This is a genomic window from Brevundimonas sp. NPDC055311, assembly GCF_053645695.1.
In genome coordinates this window covers 424,612-437,093 of sequence record NZ_JBSHMV010000002.1, presented here as the reverse complement: position 1 = coordinate 437,093, position 12,482 = coordinate 424,612, and the positions used below count along the sequence as shown (strand labels likewise).

Annotated in this window: 12 protein-coding genes; 7 read left to right on the top strand and 5 right to left on the bottom strand. The window is 69.7% G+C overall.

Annotated elements, in window-relative coordinates:
• Positions 1 to 5: 5 nt before the first annotated feature.
• The 3 genes from ACWIDZ_RS07910 to ACWIDZ_RS07900 all read right to left on the bottom strand — a co-directional run bounded on the left by ACWIDZ_RS07910 (position 6) and on the right by ACWIDZ_RS07900 (position 2,608).
• Positions 6 to 560 (bottom strand): hypothetical protein, encoded by a 555-nt coding sequence (locus tag ACWIDZ_RS07910; protein ID WP_453988014.1) that lies wholly within the window; start codon positions 558 to 560, stop codon positions 6 to 8.
• An 81-nt stretch (positions 561 to 641) separates the two neighbouring features.
• Entirely contained in the window at positions 642 to 2,006 is a 1,365-nt protein-coding gene (locus ACWIDZ_RS07905; protein ID WP_453988015.1) for a diguanylate cyclase, read from the bottom strand.
• 158 nt (positions 2,007 to 2,164) lie between these two features.
• Positions 2,165 to 2,608 carry a hypothetical protein gene (locus tag ACWIDZ_RS07900; protein WP_312220638.1) on the bottom strand — a complete coding sequence of 148 codons (444 nt, stop codon included), beginning with the start codon at positions 2,606 to 2,608 and terminating at the stop codon, positions 2,165 to 2,167.
• A 115-nt stretch (positions 2,609 to 2,723) separates the two neighbouring features.
• Between ACWIDZ_RS07900 and ACWIDZ_RS07895 the strand changes: the two genes are divergently transcribed.
• Positions 2,724 to 3,659 carry an alpha/beta fold hydrolase gene (locus tag ACWIDZ_RS07895; RefSeq protein ID WP_338577269.1) on the top strand — a complete coding sequence of 312 codons (936 nt, stop codon included), beginning with the start codon at positions 2,724 to 2,726 and terminating at the stop codon, positions 3,657 to 3,659.
• Positions 3,660 to 3,663: 4 nt separating this feature from the next.
• Here the strand turns inward: ACWIDZ_RS07895 and ACWIDZ_RS07890 are convergent, their stop codons facing one another.
• Positions 3,664 to 5,166 (bottom strand): S41 family peptidase, encoded by a 1,503-nt coding sequence (locus ACWIDZ_RS07890; RefSeq protein ID WP_453988016.1) that lies wholly within the window; start codon positions 5,164 to 5,166, stop codon positions 3,664 to 3,666.
• An 80-nt stretch (positions 5,167 to 5,246) separates the two neighbouring features.
• The gene (recQ, locus tag ACWIDZ_RS07885) at positions 5,247 to 7,115 is read right to left on the bottom strand and encodes a DNA helicase RecQ (RefSeq protein WP_453988283.1); all 1,869 of its coding nucleotides are present in this window, start codon (positions 7,113 to 7,115) and stop codon (positions 5,247 to 5,249) included.
• 236 nt (positions 7,116 to 7,351) lie between these two features.
• Between recQ and ACWIDZ_RS07880 the strand changes: the two genes are divergently transcribed.
• The 6 genes from ACWIDZ_RS07880 to trpA all read left to right on the top strand — a co-directional run bounded on the left by ACWIDZ_RS07880 (position 7,352) and on the right by trpA (position 12,481).
• Complete coding sequence (locus ACWIDZ_RS07880) at positions 7,352 to 8,251, top strand: class I SAM-dependent methyltransferase (protein ID WP_453988018.1); 900 nt, start codon at positions 7,352 to 7,354, stop codon at positions 8,249 to 8,251.
• A gap of 34 nt (positions 8,252 to 8,285) precedes the next feature.
• Positions 8,286 to 9,023 (top strand): 16S rRNA pseudouridine(516) synthase, encoded by a 738-nt coding sequence (locus ACWIDZ_RS07875; protein ID WP_453988019.1) that lies wholly within the window; start codon positions 8,286 to 8,288, stop codon positions 9,021 to 9,023.
• Between the two features lie 227 nt (positions 9,024 to 9,250).
• A complete protein-coding gene (locus ACWIDZ_RS07870; protein WP_453988020.1) occupies positions 9,251 to 9,889 on the top strand; it encodes a phosphoribosylanthranilate isomerase in 639 nt (212 codons plus the stop codon).
• Positions 9,890 to 9,921: 32 nt separating this feature from the next.
• The gene (trpB, locus tag ACWIDZ_RS07865; RefSeq protein WP_453988022.1) at positions 9,922 to 11,145 is read left to right on the top strand and encodes a tryptophan synthase subunit beta; all 1,224 of its coding nucleotides are present in this window, start codon (positions 9,922 to 9,924) and stop codon (positions 11,143 to 11,145) included.
• Positions 11,145 to 11,642, top strand: a complete 498-nt coding sequence (locus ACWIDZ_RS07860) for a hypothetical protein (protein ID WP_453988023.1) — start codon at positions 11,145 to 11,147, stop codon at positions 11,640 to 11,642. Before trpB ends, ACWIDZ_RS07860 begins: the two co-directional genes overlap by 1 nt.
• A complete protein-coding gene (trpA, locus tag ACWIDZ_RS07855; protein ID WP_453988024.1) occupies positions 11,639 to 12,481 on the top strand; it encodes a tryptophan synthase subunit alpha in 843 nt (280 codons plus the stop codon). Before ACWIDZ_RS07860 ends, trpA begins: the two co-directional genes overlap by 4 nt.
• Position 12,482: the final 1 nt, after the last annotated feature.

Below are 12,482 nucleotides of genomic sequence, written 5' to 3'. Positions count from 1 at the left end.
GACGCCTAGAACATCATCAAGACCGTGTGGGCGAGCAGGACGACCAGTCCCGCTCGCTGCACGGCGACGTTCGGCCAGATCAGCATCGGAATGATGCAGGCGTAGCGGACGCCCTGGTAGATCAGGAAGCCGAGCGCGGCGGGGACGAAGCCGTCGTTCAGCGCCACCGCATAGATGACGTTGACGACGCTGCTGGCGAGCACGGGGACCAGCAAGGCCCCGGCCAGGATCCGGCGATGCTCGGCGTAATAGGCCTCGAGCGACGAGGTTTCGTCGTGACGGGGCCGGATGACCTGGCTGATGAAGATGTAGGGCAGGGCCATCGCCAGGCAGATGAGAAGCTCGCCGGGGCCCAGCTTCATATCCGCCTGGGCGCGGAACAGGGACAGCCATTGCTGGCAGGCTGCGGTCAGGACGACGGCGCCCAGCAGCGGGACCGTCCAGCCGATGACGACCCGGCCGCGCACCTTGTACATCTCCGCGAAGGCGGTCGCGACATTGGCGACCGCCAGCCCGAGCAGCAGGGCGTAGAAGGCGAAAAGCGCGTCAAATTCCGACATTGCGTCCCCCTGCCCGCCACGGATGATAACTCCGTTTTTCAAGCGAAGGGAAGCGCCTTTGCGACAGCCGTCGCGGGGCCGTCAGGCGCTGCGGCGGTCCTGCTCGACGCGGTTGCGACCGTTCTGTTTGGCGCGATAGAGGGCGTCGTCGGCCGCCTTGACCAGATAGTTCTCATCCGGATGGCCGCGATGCTCGGCGACGCCGATCGACGCCGTGACGTTGAAGGGCGCCAGGCCAGCCGCCGTGATCGGCTTGGCCGCCAGGGCCAGACGCATGCGCTCGGCGATGGTCGCAGCCTGGTGCAGATGGGTCTCGACCAGGACGATCAGGAATTCCTCCCCGCCGTAACGGAAGACGAAGTCGCTGGGGCGGACGTTCTCGGTCACGGCCTCGGCCACCTGGCGCAGCACCTCGTCGCCGACCGGATGGCCGTGCGTGTCGTTGATCCGCTTGAAGTGGTCGACGTCCAGCAGCAGCACCGACAGCGGCGTGTGGTTGGTGTTGGCGAAACCGATCTCACGGCTCAGGATCGATGACAGGAAGAGCCGGTTCAGGGCGCGGGTCAGCGGGTCGCGACCGCCCTCCATGCCCGCCAGCCCCTGGAACATCTCGTTCAGCAGGAAGGCGACCTCCTCGACGGCGGCCTCCAGCGCCTTCAGGGGGGCGGCCAGCTCGGCCGGGGCCGCGCCGGGCGTGAAGCGAGGCAAGAGCGCGCCGTCGATCCGTTCCATCGTCGCGTTCAGCCGCGCCAGGTGCGGCGAGCCGTCGAAGAGGAAGTCGGCCCGATGCCGGATCCACAGGCCGAAGGGCGAGGCCCCCAGGGCGCCCGCCCCGTCGACCCCGCCCGAGGCGAGGATGCGGAACAGGGTCTTCTGGCTCCACTCCATCAGGCCGGCGCGCTGGCTCTCCCGCTCGAAGTGGATGTCCTGATCCAGAGAAAAGAGGCGGTAGGCCTCGTCCAGGCGCGCCCGGTTGCTGGCGCCCTTCTCATAGGACTGGCTCATCAGGCGAAGGGCGTGATCGATGCGCCGATCGACCAGGCGCAACAGATCAAAGGCCGCCGGGTCCGCCGCAAGATCATCGGCCAGCCGCGCCTTCAGCACCGCCGCCCCGGCCATGACCAGATGCATGGGAATCTTGATGCGGGCGTGGACCTCGCCGATCTTGGTCTGGCGGGCGATGAAGGCCTCGCCCTCGACGTCCTGTTCAGGTGCGAACAGGTCGATCAGCCAGTTGCGCAGGGACGGGCTGAGCCGCTCCTGGACGATGGAGTGGTGCAGGAAGGCCTGGGCCTCGGGATCGTCGAGCAGCACCTGATAGAAGGCCGCCACCATGGCGTCGGCCTGATCGTGGAGCAGGGCGCGCAGACGCTCCAGGCTCTGCGGGTCGACCGACGGCTCGGGAGCGATGGACGACGTGACGACGGCCGACGTCGGATGGGGCAAGGCGGCGACTCTGACTGTTTACACTACGGATCCGGCCGCCTGGACGCCGCCTCAGGCGTTGAGGATGGAGCAAGGGATCGCCCGGACAGGGGCGCGCGCCCCTGCGGCTAGGCGATAGACGCCCGGCTGCGCCCCGGCAAGGGCGCTTCGACGGCGGCTCAGTCCGCCCGAGGACGTCCGGCTTCGATGAAGGCGCGGACGGACGGGTAGACGAGCGTGCCGCGCTGGTCGTCGCACAGCATGTCCTTGATGTAGGAATCCAGCGAGTTCCGAGCGATGGCGTCGAAGTCGTAGCCGTCGTCGATGCGCTCCTGCTCCGCGCCGTCGGGGCCGTAAAGCACCTCCACGCCCGGCTTGGACTGGTTGGCGCTGCAGCGGATGGTGATCTCGCCGGCGGAATAGGACAGGTCGTCGACCGGACCGGACGCCGGAACGCGCGCCAGAACGGCCGTTCGCGCGCCGCTCGCCTCGGTGATGGAGTCCACGTCCAGCATGAAGACCGTGGCCGAGCTGCGCGAAACGACGTGCCAGCTTTCGGCCAGGGCGGGCGATGCCGCCAGAGCGACGACGGCGGCGACAATGGTGATGACAGTTGGTTTCATCTCATCCTCCCCAGGAACAGGGGGATTTCACTCCTGTTAAGACGAAAACACAATGGTCCCGCCACGGGCCCGGCCCGGTCGAGGTTTCGCCGTTATCCACGGGCAGGCTGACGCCATGCGCCAATCGCTCTGTTTCGCCCTTCTCTCCGCCGTTCTGACGATCATCCCGTCAAGCGCGCCGGCGCAAAGCGTCTCCGCCGCCCAGGCGGCGCGCCCGACGGCCGCCCCGGCGCCGGCGCCGACGCTGTTCCAGTCCTCGCGCATCCTGGTCGAGACGAAAGGCCAGGGGCCGGACGTGGTGCTCATCCCCGGTCTGGCCTCGACCTCGGCGGTGTGGGCGCGCACGGCGGCGGCTTTGGAAGGCCGCTATCGGGTGCATCTGGTAACGGTGCGCGGCTTCGGCGAGACGGCGCCCGGCGGCAACGCCGAGGGTCTGGTCAGCGCGCCCGTCGCCGCCGAAATCCGCCGCTACATCGAGGAGCAGGGCCTTCGACGCCCGGCCCTGATCGGCCACTCCATGGGCGGCCAGGTGGCCCTGCGGGTCGCCGCCGACGCCGGCGACCGCATCGGCAAGGTCATGGTGGTGGACGCCTCGCCCTTCTTCCCGTCGCTGATCAGCCCCGGATCGACCGCCGCCGACGTCGAGCCCCTGGCCCGCATCGCCTATCAGGGCCTGATGCTGCTGGGCGACCAGGCGCTGCGGACCCAGGCCGCCTCCATGGGACTGGAGCTGGGCGGCGCCGCCGACAATGTGCTGGGCGGCCTCGGCTGGCAGGGCGGCGACCGCCGCGTCCTGGCCCAGGGCCTGTATGAGGTGATGACCACGGACCTGCGCTCGCGTCTGCCGCTGATCGAGGCGCCGGTCACCGTCGTCTACGGCTGGAGCCCGGACGACCGCAGCCCGCGCAGCCACGTCGACGACCTGTTCCGCGCGGGCTACCGCTCCCTGCCCCGCCCGGCCGCCTTCGAACGGGTCGAAGGCGCAGAGCACATGGTCATGATCGATCGCCCGCGGCAGTTTCAGGCGGCGGTCGATCGCTTCCTGCGCTGAGGCCTCAGTTCGGCTGGAGCCGACGGATCGAGGCCAGCAGGGCCGCGTCGTCGCTCATGTCGCCTTCGATGACATACTGGGGCCGCTGCGGTTCGTTGTTGCCGCGCGCGCGACCGCGATAGACCTTCATGGGCACGGCGATTTCGGCCAGCCCGCTGGGCAGAGACGCTTGGCGGATCTCCATGTAGACGGTGTCGGCCGAGGTCTCGCGTCCGACCTGGACGGCGCCCACGGTCTTCCACAGGTCGACCGCGTCCAGGCAGGCCGAGCCGCAGCTGGAATCGGTCAGGACATAGACCCGGCCCTTCATCAATTGCGGCGTGGGCGGCGACGGGGCGGCGTCGGCCGACTCCTCGTCATTGGCGCTGCGCCAATAGATCTCGCCGGCGGCCCGGGCCGCCTTCATGCCGTCGACGGCGTCCTCGGCCCAGGCGATCAGCTCCGGCTGGCTGTTCGTGGCGCGCAGCTTGTCCAGGAAGGCGGAGATTTCCGCGATATTGCCGTCCGAGGCGCGCCAATCGACGGATTCGATCGCCGGCTCGGGGTGCGCAGCCATCCAGTCGTCGCCCCACAGGACCTGGGCCATCAGCTGGCTCCAGTGCGAGGAGCCGCCGCCGTTGCCCCGCAGGTCCAGCACCACATAGGGGGCGTCGCGCAGGGCGTCCTGCTTGGTCTTCATGTCGGCGATCAGGGATGTCAGTTCGGCGTGGGCCTCGCTGGCGGGGTCGCCGTTGAACGTGGGGGTCGAGATCCAGAAGCCGCCGTCGTCGAAATGCTTCAGGGCGAAGTCGGGCCTGGCGCTCTGCATCAACCGGGCGCGGCGATCGCTCAGATCATCGGGCGCGGCGCGCCAGTCGAGGGCGTAGGTCGTGGTCGCGCCGTCGGTCTCGAACCGGCAGGCCTTCATCTCGGTCTGCCACGGGTTTTCCGCACTCAGGAACATCCAGTCGCCCAAACGCGTCCTGATCGCCTCCAGGAACCAGCGCCCCCGGAACTGGCCGATGCGCTGTTCGGCCAGAGCGGCGGCGTCCACCCCGTCGCAGTCGATCAGCCGAGCGCCCAGCGGCGGCACGTCGGCGTCGGCCTCGTCGCGATCGACCACCACCTGATCGGCGCCGCGATAGACGGTCAGGAAGCCGGGCCAGCGGGTCGGGAAGCCGAAATCCCTCTGGGCCAGGCTGATCTGGACGTGGCCGTCCTCGAAGCTGGCGACATAGGCGCGCAGCGCCCACCACCAGCCGCCCGCGTCGGTCGTGGTCTTCGCCCGCTCCAACGCCGTCGCCAAGCCCTGGTCCAGACGGTCGCGGAACTGGGGGTTGAGCCGGTCATGCACGCCCGGATGGCTGTCGATCATGATGTCGTGCAGGCCGGTCGCGTCCTGAACCAGGGCGGCCGACCAGTCGCGCGGCTGCTCCATCGGCGCTGGCGCTCCGTTTGAAGCCTCTTGCGCCTGCACTGCGCCCGCCATCGCCAGGCAGGCGACGCCCGCCGCCAACATCCGGTTCATGAGCATCCTCTCGTCCCTGTCAGCCAAGGGGTGACAGGGGGAGGAACGGCGCGCCAGTTAAGTTTTGGTCATGGCGACCGTCAGGCGACGGCCTCCAGCGCCTCCAGCACGGCCGGGCCGTAACGCTCCAGCTTGCCCGCGCCGACGCCGGGAATGACGGCCAGCTGATCCAGGCCGCGCGGCTCCTGCAGGGCGATCTCGACCAGGGTCTTGTCCTGGAAGATGACATAGGGCGGCACGCGCTGTTCGACGGCGCGCTCGCGGCGCCAGGCGCGCAGGGCCTCGAAGCGGGCGCGCACGTCGGCGTCCAACCCCTCGACCGCCAGATTGCGCCCGGCGTTGCGGCGCGGCCTGTCCAGGGCCGCGGCCCGGATCGGCGCCTGACGCACCCGCACCTCGCGCTCGCCACGATAGACGCCACGCACGGCCTGAGGGTCGCCCAGCCGGATCAGGGGCTTGCCGTCGTTGGGATCCTCGACCAGCAGGCCCTCGAACATCAGATGGTCGATGACGTCGCGCCAGCCGACCAGCGACAGGTCGGCGCCGACGCCCCAGGTCGACAGCCCCGCCTCCCACGGCTGGACGTCCTTGGTCTTGCCCAGCAGGTGGTCGATGACGCGCGTGCGGCCGAAGCGCTCGCCCAGACGATGCACCGCCGCCAGGGCCTTCTGCGCCGGGATCAGGGCGTCGACGGTGGCGGGCGGATCGCCACAGACGTCGCAGACGCCGCACGGCTCGGCGTCCTGCTCGCCGAAATAGCGACGCACGGACTGCGGGCGACAGGTCGCGCCGTCCAGCATGGCGAACAGCTGGCGCACCTTGCGGGTCTGGACCTGCTTGACCTCCTCGGCCATCGGGCGGCTGTCGAGACGGCGCAACGACCAGGCGATGTCCGACGGGCCGTAAAGGGTGATGCCTTCAGCCGGTTCGCCGTCGCGTCCGGCGCGGCCGATCTCCTGCCAGTAGGCCTCGAGGCTGCCGGGCGGATCGGCGTGGATGACGAAGCGCACGTCCGGCTTGTCCACCCCCATGCCGAAGGCGATGGTGGCGACCATGACGGTCCCGTCCTCGGCCAGGAAGCGCTCCAGTCGCCGGTCGCGCTCGCGGGCGTCGAACCCGGCGTGATAGGCGATGGCGTTGGTCCCCGCGTCGCGCAGCGCATCCGCCACCCGCTCGCACCCGTCGCGGCTGCCGCAATAGACCACGCCCGAGCGGCCGCGCCGTTCGCGCACCAGTTCGACCACGCGCGCGTCGGTGCGGGCGCGCGAGCCGTTGACCTTGCGCTCGGCAGTCAGCTGCAGGTTCGGGCGGGCGAAGCTGTCGACGAAGACGCGGGCCTCGCCCAGCTTCAGCGAAGCCAGGATGTCGTCGCGCGTGCGGGCGTCGGCGGTGGCGGTGACGGCGATGCGCGGCGTGCGCGGGAAGATTTCCGCGAGGCGCCCCAGGGTGCGGTAATCGGGGCGGAAGTCGTGGCCCCACTGTGAGACGCAGTGGGCCTCGTCGATGGCGATCAGGCTGATGGGCAGTTCGGCCAGACGCTCCAGCATGGACCCCGACGCCAGTCCTTCCGGCGAGACATACAGCAGGTCCAGTTCGCCCGAGCGCGCCGCGCGCCAGACGGCGGAACGCTCGTCCATCGTCAGGCCGGAATCGAGCCGGGCGGCGGCCACGCCCTGCTGTTTCAGCGCCTCGACCTGGTCGGTCATCAGGGCGATCAGCGGCGAGACGACCAGGCCCACGCCCTCGCGCAGGATGGCGGGCACCTGATAGCAGACGCTCTTGCCGCCGCCGGTCGGCAGCACGGCCAGCACGTCGCGCCCGGCCAGGACCTCCTCGATCACCGAGGCCTGAAGCCCGCGAAAATCGGCATGGCCCCACACCCGCTCCAGCAGGGTCCGCGCCTCGTCCAGTGTGGGCGAGAAGTCAGCGGGCGGGGGGAAGTCCAACATGGCGGCCGTTGTGCCGTATTCGGTCGGGGGTGTCACGATGTGATCCCTTCTCCAACCGCGTCCTTCTCCCCTTGTGGGAGAAGGTGGGCGCCGAAGGCGCTCGGATGAGGGGTTTCGGGACGCAGAATGCAGCGGCTGTCCTTAAGGGGCGAGCGACCCCTCATCCGTCAGCCCTCGGGTCAAGCCCGAGGGCTGCCACCTTCTCCCGCAAGGGGAGAAGGGATAAGGGCAGCGTCATGACCATGCTTCTCTACGGCCGCCCGCCCGCGGTGTTCGATCCGCCCACGACGGCGACCCAGACCTCGCCTCTGATCCCCGGCTCGACGGCGCTGGAGACGGTCGCGCCCGGATCGGCTGACGGGGCGATGCTCTACGCCCCGCCGGGCGCGGTGGAGCGGCGCTATACGCTGGCCCTGGCGCTGAAGGCGCTGAAGCCCGGCGGTCGGTTGGACGTCATGGCGCCCAAGGACAAGGGCGGCTCGCGCCTGGGCAAGGAGCTGAAGGCGTTCGGGCTGGAGGTTATCGAGACGGCCAAGGCCCACCATCGCCGCTGCGTCGTCATCCGCCCCGAGACCGTCGAGGGGCTGGACGCAGCGATCGAGGCGGGCGCGCCGCGCGTGGTTCCGGGGCTCGACGCCTGGTCGCAGCCGGGCGTCTTCGCCTGGGACCGGATCGATCCGGGCACAGCCCTGTTGGCCGAAGTCCTGCCGCCGCTGAAGGGGGCGGGCGCCGATCTGGGCTGCGGCTTCGGGGCGCTGTCGACGGTGGTTCTGCGCTCGCCCCCCGTGACTGCGCTAAGGCTGGTCGACATCGACCGGCGCGCAGTCGAGGCGGCGAAGCGCAACGTCGAGGATGCGCGCGCCGGCTTCGACTGGGCCGATGTGCGGACGCTGGGCGCGGCGGGCGACCTGGATTTCATCGTCAGCAATCCGCCCTTCCACGACGGCGGGGCCGAGGACCGACGGCTGGGGCAGGCCTTCATCCGCAAGGCGGCCGAGATGCTCAGGAAGGGCGGGACCGCCTGGATCGTCGCCAACCGCCATCTGCCCTATGAGGCCGAACTGGACGCCGCCTTCAAGCGGGCGCGGATGGTCGTGGATCAGGGCGGCTACAAGATTTTCGAGGCGGTGAAGTGATCCCGCCCTCAAGCAGCCCGAAGGGCGATAGGGCATGAGCAAGAAGATTCCAACGTCCCGCGTGGACAAGCTGCTGGGCTCGATGGGCTACGGCTCGCGGGCCGAGATGGCGCGGCTGGGCAAGGCGGGCGGCGTCGTGCTGGACGGCGCCGATCTGACCGATGTGTCGAAGCGCATTCCGGTGACGCCCGATCTGCCGATGCGCATGGAGATCGACGGCGAGCCGCTGGACCCCGTACCCGGCCTCGTCATCCTTTTGAACAAGCCGCTGGGCATGACCTGCTCGCACAAGGAGGACGGGGCGCTGGTCTATGACGTCCTGCCCGACCGCTGGCGACGGCGCGATCCGGCGATCTCGACCATCGGGCGGCTGGACAAGCAGACGAGCGGCCTGCTGCTGCTGACCGACGACGGCGACCTGCTGCACCGGGTGATCAGCCCCAAGCGCCATGTGGCCAAGGTCTATCGCGCGACGCTGGCGCAGCCGCTGAACGGGACGGAAGAGGCGCTGTTCGCCTCGGGCGAGCTGGTGCTGGAGGGCGAGGACAAGCCGCTGGCGCCCGCCGTGCTGGAGGTGATCTCGCCGACGGAGGCGCGGTTGACGGTGACGGAGGGCCGCTATCACCAGGTGCGCCGCATGTTCGCGGCGGTCGGCAATCACGTCGAGGCCCTGCATCGCGAGCGGCTGGGCAGGCTGGCGCTGCCCGATGAGCTGGCGCCTGGCGAATGGCGGCTGCTGACCGAAGATGAGATCGCTTCGATCTTCGCCTGAACTACTCTTTCGTCATCCTCCGGCGGAGCGCAGCGACGACCGGGGGACCCAGCGGCGCCGGAGGCGATGTTTACGGCAAGCGCTACGCCCGCTTCTTTCGCGCTTACGCGCGCCGCTGGGTCCCCCGGTCTGCGCCGCTTGCGCGGCTTGCCGGAGGATGACGAGGGGTAAGGGAGGGCAAGTGCGGCGCTTGACCTGCCCTCCGCAGTCGCGCACCTGCCTGTCTCATGACACTCACCAAGATCTGCGGCCTGACGACGCCGGATACGTTGGATGCGGCGCTGGACGGCGGGGCGGCCTTTGTCGGGGCGGTGGTGTTTCCCAAGAGCCCGCGCCACATCCCGCCGCTGCACGCCGCCACCCTGTTCGACCGGGCGCGCGGAAAGGCGAAGGTGGTCGCCGTCCTGGTCGACCCCGACGACGCCCTGTTGAGCGAAGTCGCCCTGATCCTGCGGCCCGACTTCATCCAGCTGCATGGTCATGAGACGCCGCAGCGCGCGGCGGAGGCGCGGCGGCTGACGGGGGCTGGGGTCATCAAGGTCCTGCCGATCCGGGACGAGGCGGATTTCGCCGATGTCGCCGATTGGACCGGCGTCGCCGATCATCTGCTGTTCGACGCCAGGCCGCCGAAAGGCGCCGACCTGCCCGGCGGCGTGGGGGTCTCGTTCGACTGGAGGTTGATGCAAAACCGGGCGCTTCCGGCAAGCTGGTTCCTCGCAGGCGGGCTGGACCCGCAAAATGTTTCCGAGGCGGTGCGGATTTCCGGGGCGCCGATGGTCGATGTCTCCTCTGGCGTTGAAAGCGCGCCGGGTGTTAAGGACCGGGCCCTGATCAAAGCTTTTCTGGACGCCGCATCGCGGTCCTGATTTCGTCGCCTTCCTCCCTGAAGACTTTCGTTGTGCCCCAGACTGTGAACGCCCTATCGAATTCCTACGCCTGGCCTGACGCCGAAGGCCGCTTCGGCCCCTATGGCGGCCGCTTCGTGCCCGAAACCCTGATGCCGCTGATCCACGAGCTGGATGCGGCCTATAAGGCGGCCAAGGCGGACCCCGGCTTCCAGGCCGAACTGGACGGCTATCTGGAGCACTATGTCGGCCGCGCCAGCCCGCTCTATTTCGCCGAGCGGCTGACCGAGCATTTCGGCGGCGCCAAGATCTGGCTGAAGCGCGAGGACCTGAACCACACGGGCGCGCACAAGATCAACAACTGCATGGGCCAGATCCTGCTGGCCCGCCGCATGGGCAAGACGCGCATCATCGCCGAGACCGGCGCCGGTCAGCATGGGGTCGCCTCGGCCACCGTCTGCGCCCGCTTCGGCCTGCCCTGCACCGTCTACATGGGCGCCGTCGACGTGGCCCGGCAGCAGCCGAACGTCTTCCGCATGAAGCTGCTGGGCGCCGAGGTCTCGGCGGTGACGGCAGGGGCGGCGACGCTTAAGGACGCCATGAACGAGGCGATGCGCGACTGGGTCACCAATGTCGCCGACACCTATTACATCATCGGCACGGCGGCGGGCCCGGCCCCCTACCCGGCCATGGTGCGCGACTTCCAGTCGGTGATCGGCAAGGAGATCAAGGCCCAGGCTCAGCGTCAGATCGGCCGCCTGCCCGACGCGGTCATGGCCTGCATCGGCGGCGGATCGAACGCCATCGGCGCCATGCATCCCTTCATCCAGGACGAGGCCGTGCGTCTGATCGGGGTGGAGGCGGCGGGCCTCGGCCTGGACACCCCCGACCACGCCGCCAGCCTGAAGGGCGGGCGCTCGGGCGTGCTGCACGGCAACCGCACCTATCTGCTGCAGGACGCCGACGGCCAGATTCTGGAAGGCCACTCCATCTCGGCCGGGCTCGACTATCCGGGCATCGGGCCGGAGCACGCCTGGCTGCACGATCTGGGCCGGGGCGAATATCTGTCGGCCACAGACCATGAGGCGCTGGACGCGTTCCAGACCCTGTGCAGGCTGGAAGGCATCATCCCGGCGCTGGAGTCCTCGCACGCCCTGGCGCGCGCCGGCGACGTCGCCAGACAGATCGGCAAGGACGGCGATCTGGTGATCGTCCTGTCGGGCCGGGGCGACAAGGACATCAACACTGTAGCCAAGCATCTGGACGTGGAGCTGTGATGATGAAGACCCTGCTGATCGCCGCCGCCATCGCGGCCCTCTCTCCGACCCTGACCCTGGCGCAGAACACGGCCGCTCCAGCGCCCCAGGCGCCGGTTCAGGCGGCCCCGGCCATCCCGCCTGGTCCGGCGGCCACGGGAATGCCGGTCCTGCCGCCGGCGACGGAAGCGGCCGACTGCGGCGGCCTGCTGCGCAGTCCGGCCTTCTGCGTGACGGCCCAACTGGATCAGATCGGCGCCCTGGCGGACGCCTATACGGAGCACCTCTCCACCCTGAACTGGCTGGCGGCGGACGGCGACGACAACCGCGTCATCTTCGTGCGCCGCCGCGACGGCGGCGGCTGCGACGGCCTGCAGATGGTCGCCTTCTATGACGTGTCCAAGCCCGCCGAGGCGTCCGCTCCGGGCTACCTGGGCTTCGCCGTCATTCCCGGTGATGTCTGCGCCGCGACGCCCGAGACTCCGGCGCCGACGCCTTCGGGAGGAGCGACTCAGTGACGACCACACGCATCGACGCCCGCTTCGCCAAGCTGAAGGCCGAGAACCGGGCCGGTCTGGTCCCCTATGTCATGACCGGCGATCCCAGCCGGGATGAGGCGCTGGAGATCCTCAAGGGCCTGCCCGCCGCCGGAGCCGACCTGATCGAGCTGGGCCTGGCCTTCTCGGACCCGATGGCCGAGGGGCCGCCGATCCAGCGCGCCGCCCTGCGCGGGCTGAAGGCGGGGATGACCCTGCGCGGCACGCTCGATCTCGTGGCCGATTTCCGCAAGGGCGATCAGGACACGCCGCTGATCCTGATGGGCTATCTGAACCCGGTGGAATCCTACGGCTATGAGGTCTTCGCCCGCGATGCGGCCGAGGCCGGGGTGGACGGCATCATCGTCGTCGACTGTCCGCCGGAAGAGGCCGGGCCGCTGGCCGCCGCCCTGGACGCGGCCGAGGTCTCCCTGATCCGCCTGGCCACGCCGACGTCCGACGACGACCGGCTGAAGGTCATCGCCGAGGGCACGTCGGGCTTCGTCTACTATGTCTCCGTCGCCGGGGTGACCGGAGTGAAGGAGGCCGTGGCCGCCGAGGTGGCGCCCGCCGTCGCGCGCGTCCGTCGCGCGGCCGGCCTGCCCGTCGCCGTCGGCTTCGGCGTCAGGACGCCCGAACGCGCCGCCGAGATCGCCCGCGTCGCCGACGCCGTGGTGGCCGGCTCGGTCTTCGTGGACGAGGTCGCCGCCGCTCTCGAGGCGAACGAACCCGCCGCGCCGCGCGTTCTGGCCAAGGTGAAGGCCCTGGCTGATGCGGTTCATGGCGCCCGCGCTAGTGCTTCCGTGACGGAAACCGTTTAAA

Excerpts from the sequence above, each read along its gene's own strand:
- ACWIDZ_RS07910 (WP_453988014.1), bottom strand. The coding sequence starts at position 560 with ATGTCGGAATTTGACGCGCTTTTCGCCTTCTACGCCCTGCTGCTCGGG.
- ACWIDZ_RS07870 (WP_453988020.1), top strand. The coding sequence starts at position 9,251 with ATGACACTCACCAAGATCTGCGGCCTGACGACGCCGGATACGTTGGAT.
- ACWIDZ_RS07880 (WP_453988018.1), top strand. The coding sequence starts at position 7,352 with ATGACCATGCTTCTCTACGGCCGCCCGCCCGCGGTGTTCGATCCGCCC.
- ACWIDZ_RS07875 (WP_453988019.1), top strand. The coding sequence starts at position 8,286 with ATGAGCAAGAAGATTCCAACGTCCCGCGTGGACAAGCTGCTGGGCTCG.
- ACWIDZ_RS07895 (WP_338577269.1), top strand. The coding sequence starts at position 2,724 with ATGCGCCAATCGCTCTGTTTCGCCCTTCTCTCCGCCGTTCTGACGATC.
- recQ (WP_453988283.1), bottom strand. The coding sequence starts at position 7,115 with ATGTTGGACTTCCCCCCGCCCGCTGACTTCTCGCCCACACTGGACGAG.
- ACWIDZ_RS07860 (WP_453988023.1), top strand. The coding sequence starts at position 11,145 with ATGATGAAGACCCTGCTGATCGCCGCCGCCATCGCGGCCCTCTCTCCG.
- ACWIDZ_RS07890 (WP_453988016.1), bottom strand. The coding sequence starts at position 5,166 with ATGAACCGGATGTTGGCGGCGGGCGTCGCCTGCCTGGCGATGGCGGGC.
- ACWIDZ_RS07900 (WP_312220638.1), bottom strand. The coding sequence starts at position 2,608 with ATGAAACCAACTGTCATCACCATTGTCGCCGCCGTCGTCGCTCTGGCG.